The following is a 21614-nucleotide window of genomic DNA, read 5'->3' as shown; positions in this document are numbered from 1 at the left end:
GGACCACGCCCGAATGGGCATGAGGAGCATTGGTTTTGACCGACAGCCCGGACATCGTCGACTGGGTGCATTTCGAGAAGAGCAGGGCCGAGCTCGGCCCGGGCTTTATCCGCATCCTGAGCTATTTCCGCGAGGATGGCGTCAAATCGGTCGCGCAGATCGAGGACGCGATGCGCGAGCATAATACCGTTGCCCTCATCATTCCGGCCCACACGCTGAAGGGCGAGTCGCGCCAGTTCGGCGCCGAGCCGCTCGCGAACATCGCCGAGCTCATCGAGCAGACCGCACGCATGTGCGTCGAGACCCACCGCTTTCCGGATGAGCTGGTTCCCGAGGTCGTGCAGCTCCGCAAGCTCTTCGAGCAGACGGTCGAGCTGTTCGAAAAGGCGACCAACCCTTTGGTGACGCGCAATGCGCCGGGTGTCGGCGGCTTCGGCCGCAAGGTCAGCAACCAGGGCTTCGGCCGGATCTGACCTAGGCGGCGGCCGCCACCGTAGCGGCTCCGTGCTTCCACATCGGCTGTAATTTTCCCCGCGCGAGGCTGCGCCACGCCCACTCGAACGGTCCGTAATGGAAGCGCTCGAGCCACGGCTTCGACCATAGCAGCATCACGGTCCAGATCATGGGCGCCACCAGCCAGGCCTGCCAGCGCGACAGGCTGCCATAGAGCCCGAGGCCCCAGCCGAAGAAGACCAAACTGGCGATGATCGAAGTGCCCAGATAGTTGGTGAAGGCGCAGCGGCCGGCGGCGGCAATGCGCTCCGCCAACCAACCGCCTCTCCGGGTGAGCAGAATGATGAGCGCTGCATAGCCTAGCGCCATCAAGGTAATGAACGGCGTTTCCAGCACGACGAACGACCCCATCATGGCAATGGTGTAGAAATTCGTGCTGAGGTCGATGGCGACCACGCCGATGCCGGCGGCGATGCCGAGCGGGATCGTCCACGAGGCAAAGCGGCGATAGCTGGCGTCGGACCAGGCGCCGGTGAGGAAGCCCGACTTGTACCCAGCCATTCCGATCAGCATCAGCCCGATCGTGTCGGGGATGAAAACAAGCACGCCTTGAATGACATTGTCCCAGTGCCGCAGATTGCCGCTGGCGTAGCTGATCCATGAGCCCAGCATCCGGGCCTTGTCCTTGGCGATCTCGGCCGCTGAGGGATAAAAGCTGCCGAGCGCATCATTCCATTCCTTGATGGCCGACTGGGTCGCGCCCGGCGCGTGCGCCGCGATGTCCGCAAGATACTGGCTGTAGAGGAAGCCGGTGAACAGAAGCTCGTGCAGGACGAGCCAGATGATGCCCGAGACGACGAGCGCGCGCGGGCTCATCCGGCGGAACATGTAAGAGCACAGTCCGGCCACCGCGTAGAGCGTCAGGATGTCGCCGAACCAGATGAGATAATAATGGGCGAGGCCGAAGCCCAAGAGCACGATCATCCGCCGGAAGTGAGTCCACCAGCCTGACCGGCCCGAAGCCTCCGCGCGCTCGATGACGAGCAGCATCGAGGCACCGAAGAGCATCGAGAAGAGCGTCCGCATCTTGCCGTCGATGAGGATCATGTTGGTCGCCCAAAGTGCCAAATTGGGTCCGGCGTGGCCGCCATAGGCAGCGGGGTTAAAATAGGCGCTTTCGATCATCGCGAAGGCGATGACGTTGACCGAAAAGATGCCCATGACCGCGATGCCGCGGATCATGTCGAGCGTGACGATGCGCCTGGACGCGACGTCTGATGCGAGTGTCGCCATGCCTGCCCCCTAACCCCTGGGCAGGCTAGTCCTTTGCGGCCTCGCTCTGCAACTGAATGTAGTTCTGCAGCCCCATTCGCGCGATCATCTCGAATTGCTGCTCGAGCGTGTCGACATGCTCTTCCTCATTTTCGAGGATTTCGGAGAAGAGGTCGCGGCTGACATAGTCGTGAACCTTCTCGCAATGGGCGATGGCGCCTTTGAGTTGTCCGAGCGCTTCCAGCTCCAGTTCCAGGTCGGCCTTGAGGATTTCCTCGACATTCTCGCCGATGTGCAGCCGGCCAAGCAGCTGGAAGTTGGGCAGGCCGTCGAGGAACAGGATTCGCTCCGCAAGCTTGTCGGCATGCTTCATCTCGTCGATCGATTCGCCGCGCTCGAATTGTGCCAGCTTGTGGACCCCCCAATTGTCGAGCAGCCGGTAGTGAAGCCAATATTGGTTGGTCGCGGTCAACTCGTTCTTCAGCGCTTCGTTGAGCAGCTCGAGGACCTTGGGGTCGCCCTTCATGCACGCCTCCCTCTTGGCGAGGCGGCACTACGCCTTATCCACGGCAAATCAAAGCGAATTATTGGCGGAAAACTGCGAAAAATATGCGATTGAGAGTCAGTCGCAGGTAGGCGGTCAGGCTGCCTTCGGGACCAGCCTCAGCGGCGGGTGCTTGCCCAGCTCTTCGTCGATGACTTCCTGCGCATAGTCGAGGCAGCAGCCGCACTGCACTTCGCAACCCTGGCAGGCGTAGGCGGCTTCCGGAGTCTTGCAGCCACCGCGCGCGGCCAAGCGGACCTCGCTCTCTGTGATGCGGTTGCAGATACAGACGATCATGGAGCGCAGTATAACGATAATGCGAAACGTTCGCAATAACTATCGAAGCTCCTTTCTGATGACCAGCTTGAGGCCGGACCAGGTCTCATCGACTGCGCAGACTTTCACATCGACCAGGCCGAGCGGCAGCGCGACCGCCCGGATGACGTCTTCGGTGATATCGGTCTCGACCTTGGCGGCCTTTTTCGGCCAGCTGACCCAGATCATGCCGTCGCGGGCGATGAGAGGCAGCAGCATCCGCAGCTTGCAGTCGAGGGTCGCGGTATGGGTCGCAAACATATGCGCGGCCTCGACCGGCGGCTCCGGGCTTTCGAGCATGTCAGCGCCGGTATCGCCGATCTCGGTCCGGACGCTGTCCGGCATGGCATCGAACCAGGTCCGCTGGCCGGGCTTGAACCCCAGCTTCTTCGCTAATGGCGTCCCTGAATACCCGGCTGTCATCCCAGTTGCGGCCGCAGGAATCTCTTCGCGACCAGCGCCATCGGAATACCGACCAGGCAGATATGCGCGAACAGCTGCGTCGCGATGGACAGTGTCTTGGGTGGCAGCGGCGTCCCGAAGCGCACCGGCACGACAATCAGGTTCATGACCACATAGGTAATGAGGCCGTAGACGATCCCGACCATGATTGGGTTGGCGAGCTGGGCGGGATTGTGGCGGAGGTAGGCCATCAGCACTGCAGCCATGATCGCCATCAGCGCGAAGTGGACGACGAGGCCGAGGATGGCGCCGGTGGTGCCCATGTCCATCGCCTGCGGGAAGGGTCCGGAGCCGACATAGCGAAGCATGCCCGGGATCTGGCGGCCGAAAGCGACCGTCAGGATCATCGCGAACAATATGTCGAGCGAACCGGAAATCGCGGTCGCAATTGCGATTGGCTTAAGCATCAAACATCCTCCCCGGAACGGGGAGGGGGACCAGCCGGAGGCTGGTGGAGGGGCCCGGCCCGTTCCACGCAATTGTTGACGATCCATTCGATGACTTGGTCGGGCGAGCGCGACACATCGCTCGCGGGAATCCTCAGCGTCTGGACATTTCGCATCCGCAGCCAGCTATCGCGCATTTCGTCGGCGCGCGGGGCATTGCCCATGTCATGCGCCATGCCGTCGACCTCGATCGCCAATCGCGCTTCCGAGCAGAAGAAATCGAGGACATAGCCCCCGGCAGGATGCTGCCGCCGGAACTTGAATCCTCCGGGACGCTGGCGAAGCCGCTGCCATAGAATGATCTCGGGCGGGCTCATGGTTTGCCGCAGCCGACGCGCGTGCTTCACAGTTTGAGCTGGTCCGGAAAGCATCGGCGAGCGGTCCCCTCCACCATGCTTTGCATGGTCCCCCTCCCCGAGCAAGCTCGGGGAGGATTAGAACTCCGGCGTCAGCTCGCTGCCCATCAGCTTCGGGAAGAACCCTTCGCTCGCGGCGCGGAGGTCGCTCAAGCTTACGGCCTGCGAACCACCACGCTCGACGAGGTCGAAAGTCAAAGCCTCGCCGCCCGTCGTTCCGATCGGCACCGCGAACAGCTGCGCATCGTTGGCGAGCTGACGGACCTGGTCCGCGTCGTTGGTCGTGACGACGTAGCGACCCTGGTCTTCACCGAAGAGGATCGCGCCGGGGTTCGGGATCTGCGGAACGACCGTCATCGTCATTCCGATATTCCCCGCCAGCGCCATCTCGGCGACCGCCACGGCAGCTCCGCCGTCTGAGCAATCGTGGACCGCGGTGACAAGCCCGTTGCGGATCAGCTTTCGGATGCATTCGCCCGCGCGCCGCTCCGCGGCGAGGTCAACCGGTGGCGAAGGACCTTCCCGGCGATCGTGGCATACGTCGAGCCAAAGCGACTGGTCGGCATGGCTGTCGCTATGGCCGATCAAGACGATGTGCTCGCCCGCAGCCTTGAACCCAATCGTCGCCGACTTCTCCCAATCGTCCAGCAACCCAACGCCGCCGATGGCGGGAGTCGGCAGGATCGCGCTGCCGCCGCCCGTCGCCTTGCTCTCGTTGTAGAGCGAGACATTGCCGCTGATGATCGGGAAGTCGAGCGCGCGGCAGGCGTCGGCCATGCCTTCGAGGCAACCCACAAATTGCGCCATGATCTCGGGCCGCTGCGGGTTGCCGAAGTTGAGGCAGTTGGTGACGGCGAGCGGCTTCGCCCCGACCGCGCAGAGATTGCGATAGGCCTCGGCGATCGCCTGCTTCCCGCCTTCATAGGGGTCGGCATAGCAATAGCGCGGTGTGCAGTCGGTCGTGATCGCCAGCGCCTTCTTCGTGCCGTGGACGCGAACCACCGCGGCGTCGCCGCCGGGCGGCTGGACCGTGTCGGCGCCGACGCGATTGTCATACTGTTCCCAGATCCACCGCCGCGAAGCGAGGTTGGGGGACGCCATCAGCTTCAGCAGGTCGCCGGCGATGTCGGTCGATTCCGGCACCTCGCCGAGCGGCTTCACCTGCGCCCAGGCCTTGTACTCGTCGCGGCTCAGATAGGGCCGCTCGTAGCAGGGCGCCTCGTCGGCCAGTGGGCCCAGCGGTATGTCGCAGACGACCTCGCCGCCGAACTCGAGCACCATATGCCCGGTGTCGGTGACTTCGCCGATCACCGCGAAGTCCAGCTCCCACTTCCTGAAGATGGCTTCCGCCTCGGGCTCGCGGCCGGGCTTGAGGACCATGAGCATCCGCTCCTGGCTCTCGGAGAGCATCATCTCATAGGGCGTCATGCCCTCCTCGCGGCACGGCACCTTGTCCATGTCGAGGCGGATGCCGGCGCCGCCCTTGCTCGCCATTTCTACCGAGGAGGACGTAAGGCCCGCCGCACCCATGTCCTGAATGGCGACGATGATGTCCGTCGCCATCAGCTCAAGACAGGCCTCGATCAGCAGCTTTTCGGTGAAGGGGTCGCCGACCTGCACGGTCGGGCGCTTGGCGTCGCTGTCTTCCCCGAAATCGGCGCTCGCCATGGTCGCGCCGTGGATGCCGTCGCGGCCGGTCTTGGAGCCGACATAGACGATCGGATTGCCGACGCCGGTCGCGGCCGAATAGAAAATCTTGTCGGTCTTCGCGACGCCGACGGTCATGGCGTTGACGAGGATGTTGCCGTCATAGGCGGTGTCGAAATTGACCTCTCCGCCCACCGTCGGGACGCCGACGCAATTGCCGTAGCCGCCGATCCCCGCGACCACGCCCGCGATCAAATGCCGCATCTTGGGATGGTCCGGCCGCCCGAAGCGCAGCGCGTTCATGTTGGCCACCGGACGCGCGCCCATCGTGAAGACGTCGCGCAAGATGCCGCCGACGCCCGTCGCCGCGCCCTGGTGGGGCTCGATGTAGGACGGGTGGTTGTGGCTCTCCATCTTGAAGATGGCCGCATCGCCATCGCCAATGTCGATGACGCCGGCATTCTCGCCCGGACCCTGGATCACCCAAGGCGCCTCGGTCGGCAGCTTCTTCAGGTGGAAGCGCGAGCTCTTGTAGCTGCAATGCTCCGACCACATGACGGAGAAGATGCCAAGCTCGACGAGGTTCGGCTCGCGGCCCATCGCGTGCAGGATGCGGTCATATTCCTCCGGCGAAAGGCCGTGGTCGGCAACGATCTGCGGGGTGATGGCGGGCGCTTCGGCGACGGTCATGGCGCCCACTAGCCGCGCTAAGGGCATAAAAAAACCCCCGGCCGGAACCGGGGGTCCTTTGTCTCGCGTCGAGCGGCTTAAGCCTTGCAGCTCTGCCCGTTCGCCGTGATCGAAACCGATTTGGCGTCGCCCTTGAGGTCGGCGCCCTGGACAAGCGTGCCGGGCTCGGCGCGGTCCTTCTTGAGGCGCGCGGTCCCGTCGCTCAACCAATCGACGTAGATGATGCTATTGTCCTTGCAGCGGTACGACTTCTGGGCGGTGATGGACGGCGGAAGAGCTACAGGGGCAGTGCTGTTGGCGACATTCGCCTGCGGATCATAAGGCTCAGTGGTGCTGAGATTGTGATCGGATTGGTCACAGCCGGCTAGCGCGGCGGCGGCAACCAGTAGAGTCGAGCAGAGGAGGCGCTTCATATCCCTTGGCATGTCGCCATCATTCGCCAACAGTCAATACGGGTGTTTGCCATTTGTCGACGCCGGGCATAGGCTCGTCGAACTGCGGGGGCAGGGGAGGATTGCTGAACGACATGCAGCGCGTGCGCATTGGATTGACGGGCCTGGCGTTCGTGTTCCTGCTTGTCCTGCTTGGCGCCGCGATCAGCCGCTGGAGTTCGGAAGAGCCGGCCGCGAACAACACCGCCAACATCGCCAACAATACCGCCGAGCCCAATGAGCCGCTGGCCGAGCTCGGTGTTGCGCCGGGCGACTCATCCGCCAAGAACGACTCCCAGAACAAGCAGTGAAACGTGCGCTGGCGGCAGCGGTGGCGCTGATAGCGCTGGTCTCCTGCCGTCAGGCGCCGGCTCCGAAGCCCCCTGAGCGGCCCAAGCCCGATCTCTTCCTACTCACCTCCCTGCCCATCGCGTGGAGCGAACAATTCTCGCTCGACCAACCGAAGTCACCGGTGATGACGGCGCTCGAGAAGGATTATCGCGTCAAGTTGATCGACCTGCCCAGCCAATTGCCGAAGGGCGCGGTCTTGCTGGCCGCTCAGCCGCGGGCACTTCCGGCCGAGGAATTGGTCAAGCTCGACGCGTGGGTGAGGGCTGGAGGGCGACTTTTGCTCCTTGCCGACCCGATGCTGGAATGGCCGAGCGATCTGCCGCTGGGCGACAAGCGCCGCGCGCCGACGGCTTTCGCTGACACCGGGCTGCTGCAACATTGGGGCCTGCGCCTCGATGCTCCGGAGCATAGGGGCCCGGTTCAATCGCAAATCGGCGGGCGGCCTGTGCAAACTGCCTCGCCGGGCCTGCTCGTCCTTGAGCGTGGAAGGTGCCGGTTCAGCGATCAAGGGTTCGTCGGGCGCTGCGCCATCGGCCGCGGGCAGGTCACGGTCATTGCCGACGCCGACTTCCTTAACGTCGGTACGGATGACCCAAACCTCTTTGCCCTGGAATCGCAGCTGGCTTCGCTGACCCGCTGATTCGGCTGGTTTTTCCGAGTCGCGTCGCCCACAAACTTATCCACAACCTGATCCACCCAGAACAGGACGAGAACAAACCCAAGTAATCCCGCCCAATTCGTCGCGATTTTCCATCTTTTTCCATCTTGGTGGGATTAAAACCCACAAAATGGCATCAAAATCCATTGTGTCCCCACCCGTGTTGAGTTACCAACATGTCTGGCGCGGGGGCATCCTCACCTTTGAGTGAAAACCGCAGGGCGCACGGCGATGTCGTGCAACCTGCGAACGGGGAAGCTTTGCGCGCCGCGGGAGTAGGACGTGGCGCTAGAGCATCTGTTTCAGGGCAGTGCCTTGAACGCGGTCGACGCGAAGGGTCGCGTCTCCGTGCCCGCCTTCCTGCGCTCCGTCATCGAACGCCGCGGCGACGCCAAAACCATCGTGCTTGCCAAGCATGACGCCTTCGCCTGCCTCTCCGCTTACGATCCCGGCTATGCCGCGCTGAAGCACGCCAAGATCGAGCGCCAGTTCGAGAAGGACGAACTCAACCCCGAAGCCGAGCTTGCCTATCAGGCCCGCACGCTCATGGCCTTCGGCGCTACCGAGGAAGTGCCCTACGACGCCTCCGGCCGCATCGTCTTGCCACCGATGATGCGCCGCAAGGGTGAACTCGGCGAACTCGCGCTGTTCCTGGGCGCCGGTGAGACCTTCCAGATCTGGAACCCCAAGCTGTTCCTCGCCGACAAGCGCATTCCTGAGGACATGAAAGATATCGCCCGCTTCCGTTTGGAAGAGCGGGGGGTGAAGCCATGAGTGCGGCCGCCGTTGCCCCGGCACCGCACGAGCCGGTGCTGCTCGAGGAGGTCGTCGCCGGCCTCGCCGTGCAGCCCGGCGCCACCATCGTCGACGGCACCTTTGGCGCCGGCGGCTACACCAAGGCCCTCCTGGGGGCGGGGGCGGGACGAGTGATCGCCTTCGATCGCGACCCCACAGCGATCGAGGAAGGCCGGTCGCTCGTCCCGAACTCCAACCTGACCTTGGTGCACGAGCGCTTCAGCCGCATGGACAGCGCACTTATTCAATTGGACGAAGCGCCGGTCGATGGGGTTGCGCTCGACATCGGCGTTTCGTCCATGCAGCTCGACCGTGCCGACCGCGGCTTCTCCTTCTCCAAGGACGGCCCGCTCGACATGCGGATGAGCCAGGCCGGCGAGTCCGCTGCGGAATTCCTGAATACGGCCGAGGAGGCCGAGATCGCCCGGGTCCTGCGTGACTATGGGGAGGAGCCGCGCGCCCGGGCGGTCGCACGCGCTATCGTCGGAGCGCGGCCCTTGACCCGCACCGCCGAGCTTGCCGCCGTCGTCCGCAAGGCCCTCGGCCACCGCCAGGGAATGAAAAGCGATCCCGCCACTCGCACTTTCCAGGCGATCCGTATCCATCTAAATGCCGAGCTTGAAGAGCTGGAGCAGGGGCTCCGTGCTGCCGAGCGCGTGCTGCGCCCGGGCGGCCGGATCGCCGTCGTCACCTTCCATTCGCTCGAAGACCGCATCGTCAAGCGCTTCCTCAAGGAGCGCAGTGGCAACGTTCCCGCCGGGTCGCGCCATCGCCCGCAAATCGCGCGCGGCCCGGCACCCACGTTCGAGAAGGTCGCCAAGCCCGTCGCCCCGTCGGAGCGCGAGCTGGCCAGGAACCCGCGCGCGCGCTCGGCCCGGCTGCGTACCGCTGTCCGTACCGATGCGCCCGCGTGGGACCAGGGAGGGCATGCATGAGCGCGCACGGCTTCAAGTCGGTGTTCATGGCCGCCAGCGTAGTTGGCGCCGCGCTCGGCTGTTACCTCGTCTCTCTGAATGTCGCCTCGGAACGGGCCAAGCTGGAAAGGGTCGAGGGCAAGATCGTCCTCGCCCAGCAGGACATCCGGGTGCTGCAGACCGAAATCGGAACGCGCGGACGGCTCGCCCAGCTCGAACGCTGGAACGCCAGGTTCATTCGCCTGTCGGCGCCGTCCGCCGACCAGTTCGTGGACGGCGGCTTCCAGCTCGCCGCGCTCGTCAAGCCGGACAAGCATCCGGCGATCGATGCGCCTGTCGTCCTGGCTTCCGCGCCCGCGCCTGAAGCGCCGGTCCGTCCCGTCGTCATCAGCGACGCCGACGACACGCCGCCGCCCGCGGTGGCCAAGCATCCTGATGCTGCGGACATGCTGCATACGGCCAGCTACGAGAAGCCTGCTCCGGTCGCTGTGAAGCCGGCCTTACCGCCGGTGGAGAAGCGCCCTGTAAAGTCGGTGGCTACCGTAACGGCGAAACCGGCGAAAAGCGCGACGGCTGACCCGCTGGCGCCCTTGCCGACAGCGGCATCCTCGGCCAAGGGCGGCGCTTCCAAGCCTGTTTCCGCAAAACCCAAGGACATCACTTCCGCCCGATGAACGCGCCCACGCCCGCTCTCGTCGCACGGCCCGAGCGGCTTCGTCTCGTCGGACAGAGGCGCCAGGTGCTGGCGGTCATGCACCAGCGGCTGATGTTCGCGATGATCGTCTACGCGGGCATCATCGGCCTCATCGTTCTGCGTATCCTGTGGCTCGCAGCCTTCGGCGATCATGCCGGCCGCAAGGAAGGCGTTGTGGCCCTCGTTCCGGCGCGGGGCGATATCGTGGATCGCGAAGGCCATCCGCTGGCACGGACCATCGATGCCTGGACCATTTCCCTGCATCCGAAGAAAATCATCGGCAACAAGCTCGACCTGGCGCGCACGCTGGCACGGCTGATGCCGGAGAAGACCGAGGCCGACTATTTCGCGATGCTGCGGTCGGACAAGCCCTTCTATTATCTTCGCCGTCGTTCGCCGCCCGCGCTCGTCCAGGCGATCAACGCCATCGGCGAACCGGGCCTCGCGATCGATAGTGAGCCCGACCGGCTCTATCCCCAGACCAGCCTTGCCGCCCACGTCATCGGCTACACGGACGTCGACGGCCATGGCATGGCCGGGGTCGAGCGCGCCTTCGACAAGGAATTGTCCGATCCCGCCCGCCGCGGCCAGCCGCTGACGCTTTCCATCTCCAGCCGTGTCCAGCAGGCGCTCGAGAACGAACTCAATGCCGCCTTGAACGAATTCAGTGCCATCGGCGCCGCCGGGGTCATCATGGATGTCCACACCGGCGAAGTCCTGGCAATGACCTCGCTACCGGAGATGAACCCGAACGTTGCCGGCAAGGCGACCCCCGAGCAGATGTTCAATCGTGCGACGCTCGGCGTGTTCGAGCTTGGCTCGACCTTCAAGCCGTTCACGCTGGCGATGGCGATGGATTCCGGCGTCGTCTCCGGACCGGGCCAGATATACAATTGCCCGGATGCGCTGCCGGTTTATGGCCACGTCGTTCACGATACCCATCCGTTCGGACGCCGCTGCTCCGTCGCTGAAATCATGATGGAAAGCTCCAACATCGGCATGGCCCAGATGGCGGACCAGCTCGGGATCCAGCGCCAGAAGGCCTGGCTCAAGAAAATGGGCTTCCTCGACAGGGTCGATATCGAACTGAAAGAGCGCGGCCGCGCCCTCAATCCCGGGTCGCGCTGGGGGCCGTTCGAAACCATGACCATCGGCTTCGGCCAGGGCATCGCCGTCGCGCCGCTCCAGCTCGCCATGGGCTATGCGACATTGTTCAACGGCGGCATCTATCATGCGCCGACCATTCTGAAGCGCGATGCGAGCCATCCCTTGCCGCAGGGCCGCCGCGTCTTCACCGCCGACACCAGCTATCGCATGCGCTCATTGCTCCGCCTGGTCGTAATGAAGGGCACCGGCAAGAAGGCCGACGCGCCCGGTTATAGGGTCGGGGGCAAGACCGGCACGGCGCAGAAGCTGATCAATGGCCGCTATAGCCAGACCATCAACATCACCAGCTTCGCCGGTGTGTTCCCGATGGACGACCCGCGCTATGTGATCGTAGTCATGCTCGACGAACCCAAGGCAACCAAGGACACCTACGGCTTCACGACCGCCGGCTGGAACGTGGCGCCCGTCGTTTCGCGCACCGTCAGTCGGATCGCACCGATGCTCGGCGTGCGACCCGACAAGGGCCGCGAACCCAACATGGCGGAAGTATTGCCCTTCGTTCACGAGGAGAAATAATCCCGTGAACCTGGGTGAGCTCGCCGGCATCGCGAACGATTCCGAAGTCACCGGCTTTGCGATCGATCATCGCAAGGTCGTGCGCGGCAATGTCTTCGGCGCCTTCCGCGGCAGCCGCTTCAATGGCGAGGATTTCATTGGCGAAGCCATTGCCAATGGAGCTGTGGCGATCGTCGCATCGCCCGACGCAAAGGTCGAAGGCGTGCCACATTTGGCCGCCGATGAGCCGCGCAAGCTCTTCGCCGAACTCGCCGCCAGATATTACGCGCCCTATCCGGAGGTCGTCGTCGCCGTCACCGGCACCAACGGCAAGACCTCGACGGTCGAGATGACGCGCCAGATGTGGCGCATGGCCGGCCACAGGTCTGCATCGATCGGTACGCTGGGGGTCACCACCGCCGACGACCAGGTGACGACGGGCCTGACGACGCCCGACATCGTCACCTTCCTCAACAATGTCGCCGGCTTGAAGAAGCTCGGGATCAGCCACGTCGCCTACGAAGCCTCGAGCCACGGGCTCGACCAGTATCGCGCCGAAGGCGTGCCCGTCCGCGCCGCTGCCTTCACCAACTTCAGCCGCGACCATCTCGACTACCACCCCGACATGGACGCATATTTCGCGGCCAAGATGCGGCTGTTCGACGAGGTGGTTGAACCGGGCGGCACCGCCGTCTTGTGGACTGCTGATCCCAAGTCCGGACAGGTCATCGAGCACGCGATGAAGCGCGGGCTCAACATCATAACCGTCGGACCCGACGCCGAGACCATTGCGCTGGTCAGCCGCGCGCCGACCCCGCTCGGCCAGTCGCTCGTCATCCGCTTCGGCGGCAAGGAATATAAGCTCAGCCTGCCGCTCATTGGCGCCTATCAGGCCGCGAACGTCCTTGTGTCCGCCGGCCTAGTGCTGGCTACCGGCGGCGAATGGGCGGCGACCTTGTCCGCCATGGGTCGCGTCGCGCCAGTGCGCGGGCGCCTCGAGCGCGCGGTCATCAGCCGTGCCGGCGCCCCGGTCTATGTCGACTACGCGCATACCGCCGATGCGCTGGAAGCCGCGATCGAAGCGCTGCGGCCGCACGTCGAGGGCAAGCTCATTACCGTCTTCGGCGCCGGCGGCGACCGCGATGCCGGCAAGCGTGCGCCGATGGGCGAAGTCGCGGCGCGGCTTTCCGACGTCGTCATCGTCACCGACGACAATCCGCGCGGCGAAGACCCGGCGCTCATACGCTCGGCAATCATGCAAGGCGCGTCCGGAGCGACCGAAATCGGCGGCCGCCGCGAGGCCATTGCCGAGGCGATCCGGCTGGCCGGCCCGAAGGACATTATACTGCTCGCCGGCAAGGGCCATGAGACCGGTCAAATCATTGGAAACAAAGTATTTCCTTTCGATGATGCCAAAGTCGCCAGGGAGTGCGCGGCATGAGCGCGCTGTGGACCAGCGCCGAGATCGAAGCGGCCACCGGCGGCAAGGCGAACGTGGCGTTCGACGCGACCGGCGTCACATTCGATAGCCGTGAGGTCGGCCCCGGCGACCTGTTTGTCGCCATGCCAGGCACAGTCCACGACGGCCACTCATTCGTCACCCAAGCTTTCGCTTCGGGCGCGGCCGCTGCAGTCGTCTCACAACCCGTCGATGGCCCCCATGTCCTGGTCGACGATGTCGCCGCCGCCCTGACCGCCATGGCGATCACCGCCCGCGAGCGGATGAAGGGCACGGTGCTCGGCGTCACCGGATCGGTCGGCAAGACGAGCACCAAGGAAGCGCTGTCCGCGGCACTGGAGCGCAGCCGCCGCGGCCCGGTCCACAAGTCGGTGAAGAGCTACAACAACCACACCGGTGTGCCGCTGTCGCTGGCGCGGATGCCGCGCGAGGCCGTCTATGCCGTGCTCGAAATGGGCATGAACAATGCCGGCGAGATCGCGGCCCTGACCCGGCTGGTCCGGCCGCACGTTGCCGTCGTCACATCGATCGCCCCCGCGCATATCGAGAACCTCGGCTCGATTGAGTCGATCGCCGACGCCAAGGGCGAGATCTTCCAGGGCCTCGAACCCGGCGGCACCGCCATCATCCCTGAAGACAGCCGACAGCGCGATCGCCTGGTGCGCGCCGCGCGCGATCATGCCGAGCGGGTCGTGACCTTCGGCCTGAGCCAGGACGCGGATGTCACCGCGCTGCATGCCGTACGGTCCGACGCAGGCGGCTACCTGATCACGGCCCGGCTGATGGACAGCGAGCTGACCTACACTTTGTCCCAGCGCGGCGAGCATTGGGTGACCAACTCACTGGCGGTTCTGGCGGCAGTAGAAGCAGTTGGCGGCGATATCGCGGCTGCCGGGCTTGCCCTCGCCGACATGGGCGGACTCAAGGGCCGCGGCGAGCGGCACAAGATTGAGCTGGAAAACGGCGAGGCCCTGCTCATCGATGAAAGCTACAACGCCAATCCCGCAAGTATGGCGGCGACATTGAAGAGCCTTGGTGTCGAGGATGCGAAGCGTCGCATCGCGGTTCTGGGGCCCATGCGCGAGCTTGGCGAGCACGCCAACGACCTCCACGCCGGACTCGCCGAGCCGGTGCTCGAAGCCAAGGTCGACCACCTCATCCTCATCAACGGTGACATGGCGCCGCTGGCCAATGCCCTGGGCGAACAAATTGCCATCGACCGAGCCGCCACCGTCGACGAAGCTACAGAGCTGTTGCTGGCGATGCTGCGCGACGGCGATGCGGTGCTGGTCAAGGCGTCGAACAGCGTCGGGCTTGCGAGGCTCGTCGACCGGGTTACAGAAGCGGGAGTCCCATGCTCTACGTAATCGCCGAGCAGCTTGGATTCCCCGGAATCCTCAACCTCATTCGCTACATCAGCTTTCGGGCTGGTGCCGCGAGCGCCACCGCGCTGCTTATCGGCCTGCTGCTTGGGCCGGCCTTCATCCGCTGGCTGCGCGCCAAACAGGGCAAGGGCCAGCCAATCCGCGCAGACGGTCCGCAAAGCCATCTCGCAAAGGTCGGCACGCCGACCATGGGCGGACTGCTGATCCTGATCTCCGCCTTCGTCTCGGTCCTCCTGTGGATGGACCTCAAGAACCCTTACGTCTGGGCGTGCCTGTTGGTGACGGCGGGCTTCGGCCTGATCGGGTTCCTCGACGACTATGACAAGGTGAAGAAGGCCCACCATGCGGGGCTTTCCGGCAAGATGCGGCTGGCCCTGGAGTTCCTGATCGCCGGCGTCGCGACCTGGCTGATGGTCGGCAACAGCAACACAGAGCTGTATTTGCCATTCGTGCAGGGACCGGTTCTCGACTTGAGCTGGGGCTACATCGCCTTCGGTGCCTTCGTCATCGTCGCGTTCGGCAATGCCGTGAACCTGACCGATGGGCTCGACGGGCTGGCAACCATGCCCGTGATCATCGCCAGCATGGCCTTCCTCCTGATCGCCTACCTCGTCGGCAACGTGAAGTTCGCCGAGTATCTCGGCATTCCGCACGTGCCCGGCGTTGGCGACCTGACCGTCTTGCTCCTTGCGATCATCGGCGCGGGCCTCGCTTTCCTCTGGTTCAACGCGCCGCCGGCGGCAGTCTTCATGGGCGACACCGGCAGCCTCGCTTTGGGCGGAGCGCTCGGCGCGGTCGCAGTGGCGACGCACCACGAGTTCGTACTGGCGATCGTGGGCGGGCTGTTTGTGCTCGAAGCGATGAGCGTCATCATTCAGGTCTTCTTCTACAAGCGCACCGGGAAGCGCGTCTTCCGGATGGCACCGATCCACCACCATTTCGAGCATCTCGGCTGGAGCGAGCCGACGGTCGTCATCCGCTTCTGGATCATCAGCTTCGTGCTGGCGCTCGCCGGCCTGTCGACCCTCAAATTGCGGTGATCACGGCCAAGGCCTTCGCCGGCAAACATTACGCAGTCTACGGCCTCGCGCGGTCGGGCATCGCGACGATCGAGGCGCTGCTGGCCAGCGGAGCCAAGGTGACGGCGTGGGATGATAATCCCGACGCCCGTGCCAAGGCCGAGATGTGCTCCTGCGAAGGCAGGAGCCCACTACTGGATCCCCGCCTTCGCGGGGATACAGGATTCAACGAAATCGGCGCTTTCGACTCCTTGGTACTTTCGCCAGGAGTTCCGCTGAACCGCCACCCGATCGCGCAGGCTGCGCGGGCGGCGGGCGTCGAAATCATCGGCGACATCGAGCTGTTCGCCCGCGCCCGGCCGGAGCTGCCGCCGCACAAGGTGGTTGGCATCACCGGCACCAACGGCAAGTCGACGACCACTGCGCTCATCCATCACATTCTCAAGACTGCCGGCGTGCCGACGACGATGGGCGGCAACATCGGCCTGCCGATCCTGGCGCAGGAGCCGCTACCCGAAGGCGGCGTCTATGTGCTGGAACTGTCGAGCTACCAGATCGACCTGACGCAGAGCCTTGATTGCGACGTCGCGGTGCTGCTGAACATCACGCCCGACCATCTCGACCGGTATGAGAGCTTCGAGGCCTATGCGGCATCGAAGGCGCGGCTGTTCGAGATGCAGACCAGTACTCACACCGCAGTGGCGCGATCCGCTGATTGGTGGGGCAAAGGTGCCCAAGAGAAAAGCAAAGCTGGCCATCTCGATGTGTTCGACGACGCGTTCCACAACTGGCAGGCCGAATCTGGCGCAATAGGCGTTTTTGAGCAGCCTCAGTGGCCTTCGCTGCAGGGACCCCACAATCTTTTGAATGTCTCAGCTGCGATGTCGACTTGCTACCTGTTGGGGTTGGGAGGCGAGCAAATTCGCGATGGCCTCCGCACCTACCCCGGCCTCCCGCATCGCATGGAGCGCATCCGCGAAAAGGATGGCGTGCTGTTCGTCAACGACAGCAAGGCGACCAATGCCGAGGCGGCGGCGCCGGCGCTGGCGGCTTATTCCAAGGTGCGCTGGATCCTTGGCGGTCAGGCGAAGACCGAAAGCCTCGGCGATACAGAGGCCCAACTCGGCCATGTCGTGAAGGCGTATACGATCGGCGAAGCTGGGCCAATGTTCGCCCGGCTGCTCCGCGACCTCGCCGTTCCGGCCGAGGAATGCGAAACGCTTGAAATTGCGACAAATCGCGCCGCGGAGGATTCACTTCCAGGCGATGTTGTTCTACTCTCGCCGGCGAGCGCGTCGTTCGACCAATTCAGGGACTTCGAAGCGCGAGGGGACCGGTTCCGGGAGCTGGTGGAGGGGCTATGACCGCGGCAGGGATTTCGCGCAGCATAAGGGCCAAGGCGGAGTTGTTGGATCCGAGCCGTTACGGCCGCTCCGACCGCTCGCCGATTGGCCGCTGGTTTTGGGAAATCGACCGCGTCCTGCTGCTGCTCGTCGCGGTGCTGATCGGCATCGGCCTGATCGCCGTCGCCGCCGCGTCGCCGGCCGCCGGTCAGCGCTATTCGGGTGGTAACGTCCGCTTCAACGAACTCCATTATTTCTACCGCCAGATCATCTGGATCGGCGCCTCGCTGCCGGTCATGATCGGCATTTCGATGATGCCACGCGACAAGCTCCGCCGCCTCTGTGTTGTCGGAGCCGTCATCTTCCTGGCGTTGCTGGCGCTGGTGCCGGTCATCGGTGAGGAGAAGAACGGTGCCGTCCGCTGGCTCAACATCGGGGTCGGCCAGCTGCAGCCGTCCGAATTCCTCAAGCCGTTCTTCGTCGTTGCGCTCGCATGGCTCCTGAGCCTCAGACAGAGCGACAAGAGCCTGCCGGTCTTCCCGCTGTCGGCGGTGCTAACCGGCATCGTCGCCTTCCTGTTGATGAAGCAGCCCGACTTCGGCTCGACCATCATCTTCGCCAGCGTCTGGATCGCCATGCTGGCGCTCGCCGGTCTTCGCATGCGGCTGCTCATCGGCCTTGGCGTCGCGGCGGTCCTCGGCGTCATCATCGCCTACTTCACCTATGACGTCGCAACCGTCCGCATCGACGGCTTCCTGTTCGGCCAGGGTGATACATTCCAGACCGACAATGCCATGCGGACGCTGACTGCCGGCGGCCTCTTCGGCATGGGGCCGGGCGGTGGCACGCGGAAGTTCGGCCTGCCCGAGCCGCATACCGATTACATCTTCTCGGTCATCGGCGAGGAGTTCGGCCTCATTGCCTGTCTCGCCATCGCCTGCCTCTACCTCGCCATCGTCGGCCGGGTGCTCGTCAAATTGCTCGATGAGGAATCGCCCTTTGCCATCCTCGCCGCTGCCGGTCTCGTCATCGAGTTCGGGCTGCAGGCGCTGATCAACATGGCAGTCAACGTCCAGATCGCCCCATCAAAGGGCATGACCCTGCCGTTCATCTCCTATGGCGGCAGCTCGATGCTGGCGCTCTCCATCGGCATGGGATTGCTGCTCGCCTTCACGCGCAGAAATCCGTATCTCACGCGCTCGCCCTATGTGGTTAAATGGAGCGGTGAGGCCGTAGCCGGATGAACGTCATTCTTGCCGCCGGAGGAACCGGCGGTCACATGGTCCCAGCCCATGCGCTTGCCGCGGAGCTAAAGGCGCGCGGTTATGGCGTCGGCCTTGTCACCGACGCGCGCGGCGCGAAGATTCCCGGCCTGTTCGAGGATGTGCCGGTGCACGTGCTGCCGGCTGGCCGGACCGGTGGCGGGCCGCTCTCATGGTTGAAGGCGGTAGGCTCGGTCATCGCTGGACGGCGCGAGGCGAAGAAGCTTTATCGCAGCTTCCGTCTTGACGTTGTCGTCGGCTTCGGGGGCTATCCCGCGTTTCCGTCGCTGCTGGCGGCGAGTTCGCTCAAGGTGCCGACGATCCTGCATGAGCAGAATGCCGTGCTTGGGCGCGTCAATCGGTTGCTTGCGGGCGAGGCGGAAGCGATCGCCACCGCCTACGACCAGGTCGACCGGCTGAAGCCTGCTTACGCCAAGAAGACAGTGCTGGTCGGCAACCCGGTCCGCGAGGAGGTCGCTCGATTGGGCGAGGCGCCGCTGCCGCCATTCGACGATTATGCGCCGCTCAAGATCCTGATCACCGGCGGCAGCCAGGGCGCGACGATTCTCGGCCAGGTCGTCCCGGAAGGCCTCGGCCTGCTCGGGCCGTCATTGCGTCACCGGTTGCAGATCGTCCAGCAGTGCCGGCCCGACGACATCGACCAGGTCCGCGCCCGCTATGCGGAGCTCGGCATTCCCGCCGAGCTGATGACCTATATCACCGACATGCCTGACAAGATCGCCGACGCGCATCTCGTCATCGCGCGCGCCGGAGCATCGACCATTGCCGAGCTTACGGCGGCGGGGCGCCCTGCGATCCTGGTGCCACTGCCGATCGCCACCGACGATCACCAGACCGCCAATGCGCGCGAAATGGCCAAGGCTGGCGGCGCCCGCATGATCCCGCAGCCGGAATTCACGCCCGAAGCACTGGCGCGCCAGATCGAGGCACTGGCCCAGGACCCGCAGGCGTTGGCCAATGCCGCGGCGCGCTCGCTGTCCGTCGGTCGCCCCAACGCCGCTCGCGACCTTGCCGACCTGGTCGAACGCATCGGCGGCGGGCTGTCGCCGATCCCCGTCGGACTTGCCGCTCGCACCGCTCCCGAAACCGTCACGAACGGCGTCCCGGCATGATGAAGGCTTTGGGCACTGACATCGGTACGATCCATTTCGTCGGAATCGGCGGCATCGGCATGTCCGGCATCGCTGAAGTCATGCATCAGCTCGGCTACAAGGTGCAGGGCTCCGACCAGGCCGACAGCTACGTGGTCGAGAAACTGCGGAAGGCCGGCATTCCCGTCTCAATCGGTCATGACGCCGGCAATCTCGGCGATGCCACCGTCATCGTCTGCTCGACCGCGATCAAGGAAAACAACCCCGAGATCGCTGCTGCGGTCGAGCGCCGGCTGCCGCGTGTCCGCCGTGCCGAAATGCTCGCCGAGCTGATGCGGATGCAGAAGACGATCGCCGTCGCCGGCACCCACGGGAAAACGACGACGACCTCGATGATCGCCTGCCTGCTTGACGCCGGCGGGATCGACCCCACCGTCATCAACGGCGGCATCATCAACCGCTACGGCTCCAACGCGCGCCTCGGCAAATCCGACTGGATGGTGGTCGAGGCCGACGAGAGCGACGGCAGCTTCCTGCGGCTTGACGGCACCATCGCCGTCGTCACCAATGTCGATCCCGAGCATCTCGAACATTATGGCGATTTCGACCGCGCCAAGGACGCCTTCGTCGAGTTCATCGAGAACGTTCCCTTCTACGGCCTTGCAGTCATGTGCATCGACGACCCGGACGTACAAGGCTTGATCGGGCGCATCCGCGACCGGCGTATCGTAACCTATGGCTTCTCCGCCCTTGCCGACCTGCGGGCCGATAATGTCGAAGTTGTCGATGGCGGCTCGCAGTTCGATGCCGTCATCCTCGAACGCGATGGCTCGCGGCGCTCAATCACCGGCATTCGCATGCCGATGCCGGGGCGCCACAATGTGCTAAACGCGCTTGCCGCCATCGCCGTCGGAATCGAACTCGGCATGGACGATGCCGCCATCGCCCGCGGCTTTGAGAAGTTCGATGGCGTCAAGCGCCGCTTCACCCGCGTCGGCGACGTCGATGGCGCGATCGTCATCGACGACTACGCCCACCATCCGGTCGAAATCCGCGCAGTGCTATCCGCCGCGCGGGAGAGCGCCGAAGGACGCGTCATCGCCGTCGTTCAGCCCCATCGCTACACTCGGCTGCAGGCGCTGATGGACGACTTTCAGAACGCCTTCAACGATGCCGACATCGTCATGGTCGCCCCCGTCTATCCCGCTGGCGAGGAACCGATCGAGGGCGTCGATAGCGCCGCGTTGGCGGAGGGCCTTCGCGTCCATGGCCACCGCATGGTGAAACTGGTGGAGAGCGCCGACGATCTCGCCTCGTCGCTCCGCGACATCGCCGCCGACGGCGACATGATCCTCTGCCTTGGCGCCGGCGACATCACCAAATGGGCTGCTGGCCTGGCCGACGGCATCGCCAAGGCGCGGAAGAGCAAGAAATGAGCTCTATCGCCGAGCTGCCGCAGGTGAAGGGCAAGCTCAAAAGTGATGCCCCGCTCGCGCCGCTGGTCTGGTTCAAGTCCGGCGGAAATGCCGAATGGCTGTTCGAACCTGCGGACGAAGCCGACCTCGTCGATTTCCTTCGCCAACTTGATCCCGATGTCCCGGTGATGGCGCTGGGCTTAGGCTCCAATATGATCGTTCGCGACGGCGGCGTGCCTGGCGTGGTCGTCCGTCTCGGCAAGGCTTTTGCGAAGATCGACCGGCTCGACGAAACCACGCTGCAATGCGGCGGGGGCGCGAGCGGCATTCTCGTGTCGTCGACAGCGCGTGACGCTGGCGTCGCCGGGCTCGAATTCCTGCGCGGCATCCCCGGAACGGTCGGCGGTTTCGTTCGAATGAACGGCGGCGCCTACGGACGCGAGGTCTGCGATATCCTCCTGTCCTGCCGCGTTGCGCTTCGCGACGGCACCGTCGAGAAATGGCCCGCCGAACGGCTCGGCTACACCTACCGTCATTCCGAATTGCCCGAAGGCGCGGTGGTCCTTTCTGCCGTCTTCCGCGGCACGCCGGGCCAGCCGGAGGCCATTGGTGCCGAGATGGATGCCATCGCTCGTGCCCGCGAGGAATCGCAGCCGCTCCGTAGCCGCACCGGCGGGTCGACCTTCAGGAATCCGCCGGGCCACAAGGCCTGGGCTTTGGTCGATGCGGCGGGCTGCCGCGGAATGACGCTGGGCGGTGCGCAAGTTTCGGAAAAACACTGCAATTTTCTTTTGAACACGGGCTCGGCGACCTCTAGCGATATCGAAGCGCTCGGCGAGGAAGTGCGCCGCCGCGTGATGGAGAAAACCAACATTCAGCTGGAATGGGAAATCCAGCGCGTCGGAGTGGAATGACCGGTGAATAAGGAC

General features: G+C 64.5%; 23 protein-coding genes. 15 read left to right on the top strand and 8 right to left on the bottom strand.

Annotation, left to right across the window (positions count from 1 at the left end; genetic code table 11):
- Positions 1-35: 35 nt before the first annotated feature.
- Positions 36-473 (top strand): Hpt domain-containing protein, encoded by a 438-nt coding sequence (locus LZ536_RS05550; RefSeq protein WP_249847294.1) that lies wholly within the window; start codon positions 36-38, stop codon positions 471-473.
- Position 474: 1 nt separating this feature from the next.
- On the opposite strand, the gene LZ536_RS05545 is transcribed toward LZ536_RS05550, so the two are convergent.
- The 8 genes from LZ536_RS05545 to LZ536_RS05510 all read right to left on the bottom strand — a co-directional run bounded on the left by LZ536_RS05545 (position 475) and on the right by LZ536_RS05510 (position 6598).
- Entirely contained in the window at positions 475-1746 is a 1272-nt protein-coding gene (locus LZ536_RS05545) for a DUF418 domain-containing protein (RefSeq protein ID WP_249847293.1), read from the bottom strand.
- A 25-nt stretch (positions 1747-1771) separates the two neighbouring features.
- Positions 1772-2251 (bottom strand): bacterioferritin, encoded by a 480-nt coding sequence (gene bfr, locus LZ536_RS05540; RefSeq protein WP_249847292.1) that lies wholly within the window; start codon positions 2249-2251, stop codon positions 1772-1774.
- 114 nt (positions 2252-2365) lie between these two features.
- A complete protein-coding gene (locus tag LZ536_RS05535) occupies positions 2366-2566 on the bottom strand; it encodes a (2Fe-2S)-binding protein (protein WP_249847291.1) in 201 nt (66 codons plus the stop codon).
- A gap of 39 nt (positions 2567-2605) precedes the next feature.
- On the bottom strand, positions 2606-3007 hold the full coding sequence (locus LZ536_RS05530) for a DUF3052 domain-containing protein (protein ID WP_249847290.1): 402 nt from the start codon (positions 3005-3007) through the stop codon (positions 2606-2608).
- Positions 3004-3453: a hypothetical protein gene (locus LZ536_RS05525; RefSeq protein ID WP_249847289.1), complete on the bottom strand. Its 450-nt coding sequence runs from the start codon at positions 3451-3453 to the stop codon at positions 3004-3006. Before LZ536_RS05525 ends, LZ536_RS05530 begins: the two co-directional genes overlap by 4 nt.
- Positions 3453-3863, bottom strand: coding sequence for an endonuclease domain-containing protein (locus LZ536_RS05520; protein WP_283938389.1), 411 nt, complete (start codon positions 3861-3863; stop codon positions 3453-3455). Before LZ536_RS05520 ends, LZ536_RS05525 begins: the two co-directional genes overlap by 1 nt.
- 63 nt (positions 3864-3926) lie before the next feature.
- Positions 3927-6185 (bottom strand): phosphoribosylformylglycinamidine synthase subunit PurL, encoded by a 2259-nt coding sequence (gene purL, locus LZ536_RS05515; RefSeq protein ID WP_249847287.1) that lies wholly within the window; start codon positions 6183-6185, stop codon positions 3927-3929.
- A gap of 77 nt (positions 6186-6262) precedes the next feature.
- Positions 6263-6598, bottom strand: coding sequence for a hypothetical protein (locus LZ536_RS05510; protein ID WP_249847286.1), 336 nt, complete (start codon positions 6596-6598; stop codon positions 6263-6265).
- Between the two features lie 101 nt (positions 6599-6699).
- Between LZ536_RS05510 and LZ536_RS05505 the strand changes: the two genes are divergently transcribed.
- From LZ536_RS05505 to murB, 14 genes are all read left to right on the top strand, one after another.
- A complete protein-coding gene (locus LZ536_RS05505) occupies positions 6700-6927 on the top strand; it encodes a hypothetical protein (RefSeq protein WP_249847285.1) in 228 nt (75 codons plus the stop codon).
- Complete coding sequence (locus tag LZ536_RS05500; RefSeq protein WP_249847284.1) at positions 6924-7607, top strand: Gldg family protein; 684 nt, start codon at positions 6924-6926, stop codon at positions 7605-7607. The genes LZ536_RS05505 and LZ536_RS05500 overlap by 4 nt, the downstream gene beginning before the upstream one ends.
- 300 nt (positions 7608-7907) lie before the next feature.
- Positions 7908-8399, top strand: coding sequence for a division/cell wall cluster transcriptional repressor MraZ (locus LZ536_RS13115; RefSeq protein WP_249847283.1), 492 nt, complete (start codon positions 7908-7910; stop codon positions 8397-8399).
- Positions 8396-9355 (top strand): 16S rRNA (cytosine(1402)-N(4))-methyltransferase RsmH, encoded by a 960-nt coding sequence (rsmH, locus tag LZ536_RS05490; RefSeq protein ID WP_249847282.1) that lies wholly within the window; start codon positions 8396-8398, stop codon positions 9353-9355. The genes LZ536_RS13115 and rsmH overlap by 4 nt, the downstream gene beginning before the upstream one ends.
- Positions 9352-10008 carry a hypothetical protein gene (locus LZ536_RS05485; protein ID WP_249847281.1) on the top strand — a complete coding sequence of 219 codons (657 nt, stop codon included), beginning with the start codon at positions 9352-9354 and terminating at the stop codon, positions 10006-10008. Before rsmH ends, LZ536_RS05485 begins: the two co-directional genes overlap by 4 nt.
- Positions 10005-11711, top strand: a complete 1707-nt coding sequence (locus tag LZ536_RS05480; protein ID WP_249847280.1) for a peptidoglycan D,D-transpeptidase FtsI family protein — start codon at positions 10005-10007, stop codon at positions 11709-11711. Before LZ536_RS05485 ends, LZ536_RS05480 begins: the two co-directional genes overlap by 4 nt.
- Before the next feature lie 4 nt (positions 11712-11715).
- Positions 11716-13131: a UDP-N-acetylmuramoyl-L-alanyl-D-glutamate--2,6-diaminopimelate ligase gene (locus LZ536_RS05475; RefSeq protein ID WP_249847279.1), complete on the top strand. Its 1416-nt coding sequence runs from the start codon at positions 11716-11718 to the stop codon at positions 13129-13131.
- On the top strand, positions 13128-14516 hold the full coding sequence (locus LZ536_RS05470; protein WP_249847278.1) for a UDP-N-acetylmuramoyl-tripeptide--D-alanyl-D-alanine ligase: 1389 nt from the start codon (positions 13128-13130) through the stop codon (positions 14514-14516). Before LZ536_RS05475 ends, LZ536_RS05470 begins: the two co-directional genes overlap by 4 nt.
- Complete coding sequence (gene mraY, locus LZ536_RS05465; protein WP_249847277.1) at positions 14504-15574, top strand: phospho-N-acetylmuramoyl-pentapeptide-transferase; 1071 nt, start codon at positions 14504-14506, stop codon at positions 15572-15574. The genes LZ536_RS05470 and mraY overlap by 13 nt, the downstream gene beginning before the upstream one ends.
- Positions 15571-16917, top strand: a complete 1347-nt coding sequence (gene murD / locus LZ536_RS05460; RefSeq protein ID WP_249847276.1) for a UDP-N-acetylmuramoyl-L-alanine--D-glutamate ligase — start codon at positions 15571-15573, stop codon at positions 16915-16917. Before mraY ends, murD begins: the two co-directional genes overlap by 4 nt.
- The gene (locus tag LZ536_RS05455; RefSeq protein ID WP_431357914.1) at positions 16914-18140 is read left to right on the top strand and encodes an FtsW/RodA/SpoVE family cell cycle protein; all 1227 of its coding nucleotides are present in this window, start codon (positions 16914-16916) and stop codon (positions 18138-18140) included. The genes murD and LZ536_RS05455 overlap by 4 nt, the downstream gene beginning before the upstream one ends.
- A complete protein-coding gene (gene murG, locus LZ536_RS05450) occupies positions 18137-19291 on the top strand; it encodes an undecaprenyldiphospho-muramoylpentapeptide beta-N-acetylglucosaminyltransferase (RefSeq protein WP_249847274.1) in 1155 nt (384 codons plus the stop codon). The genes LZ536_RS05455 and murG overlap by 4 nt, the downstream gene beginning before the upstream one ends.
- Entirely contained in the window at positions 19291-20706 is a 1416-nt protein-coding gene (murC, locus tag LZ536_RS05445) for a UDP-N-acetylmuramate--L-alanine ligase (RefSeq protein WP_249848568.1), read from the top strand. Before murG ends, murC begins: the two co-directional genes overlap by 1 nt.
- Positions 20703-21599, top strand: a complete 897-nt coding sequence (gene murB / locus LZ536_RS05440; protein WP_249847273.1) for a UDP-N-acetylmuramate dehydrogenase — start codon at positions 20703-20705, stop codon at positions 21597-21599. The genes murC and murB overlap by 4 nt, the downstream gene beginning before the upstream one ends.
- Positions 21600-21614: the final 15 nt, after the last annotated feature.

This window comes from Sphingomonas alba (assembly GCF_023516555.1).
GTDB lineage: Bacteria > Pseudomonadota > Alphaproteobacteria > Sphingomonadales > Sphingomonadaceae > Sphingomicrobium > Sphingomicrobium album.
This window is presented reverse-complemented; position numbering and strand designations above follow the sequence as displayed.

Coding starts and splice junctions, on each gene's coding strand:
- LZ536_RS05545 (WP_249847293.1), bottom strand. CDS start 1,746: ATGGCGACACTCGCATCAGACGTCGCGTCCAGGCGCATCGTCACGCTC.
- bfr (WP_249847292.1), bottom strand. CDS start 2,251: ATGAAGGGCGACCCCAAGGTCCTCGAGCTGCTCAACGAAGCGCTGAAG.
- LZ536_RS05535 (WP_249847291.1), bottom strand. CDS start 2,566: ATGATCGTCTGTATCTGCAACCGCATCACAGAGAGCGAGGTCCGCTTG.
- LZ536_RS05530 (WP_249847290.1), bottom strand. CDS start 3,007: ATGACAGCCGGGTATTCAGGGACGCCATTAGCGAAGAAGCTGGGGTTC.
- LZ536_RS05525 (WP_249847289.1), bottom strand. CDS start 3,453: ATGCTTAAGCCAATCGCAATTGCGACCGCGATTTCCGGTTCGCTCGAC.
- LZ536_RS05520 (WP_283938389.1), bottom strand. CDS start 3,863: ATGCTTTCCGGACCAGCTCAAACTGTGAAGCACGCGCGTCGGCTGCGG.
- purL (WP_249847287.1), bottom strand. CDS start 6,185: ATGACCGTCGCCGAAGCGCCCGCCATCACCCCGCAGATCGTTGCCGAC.
- LZ536_RS05510 (WP_249847286.1), bottom strand. CDS start 6,598: ATGAAGCGCCTCCTCTGCTCGACTCTACTGGTTGCCGCCGCCGCGCTA.
- rsmH (WP_249847282.1), top strand. CDS start 8,396: ATGAGTGCGGCCGCCGTTGCCCCGGCACCGCACGAGCCGGTGCTGCTC.
- LZ536_RS05485 (WP_249847281.1), top strand. CDS start 9,352: ATGAGCGCGCACGGCTTCAAGTCGGTGTTCATGGCCGCCAGCGTAGTT.
- LZ536_RS05480 (WP_249847280.1), top strand. CDS start 10,005: ATGAACGCGCCCACGCCCGCTCTCGTCGCACGGCCCGAGCGGCTTCGT.
- LZ536_RS05470 (WP_249847278.1), top strand. CDS start 13,128: ATGAGCGCGCTGTGGACCAGCGCCGAGATCGAAGCGGCCACCGGCGGC.
- mraY (WP_249847277.1), top strand. CDS start 14,504: ATGCTCTACGTAATCGCCGAGCAGCTTGGATTCCCCGGAATCCTCAAC.
- LZ536_RS05455 (WP_431357914.1), top strand. CDS start 16,914: ATGACCGCGGCAGGGATTTCGCGCAGCATAAGGGCCAAGGCGGAGTTG.
- murG (WP_249847274.1), top strand. CDS start 18,137: ATGAACGTCATTCTTGCCGCCGGAGGAACCGGCGGTCACATGGTCCCA.
- murC (WP_249848568.1), top strand. CDS start 19,291: ATGAAGGCTTTGGGCACTGACATCGGTACGATCCATTTCGTCGGAATC.
- murB (WP_249847273.1), top strand. CDS start 20,703: ATGAGCTCTATCGCCGAGCTGCCGCAGGTGAAGGGCAAGCTCAAAAGT.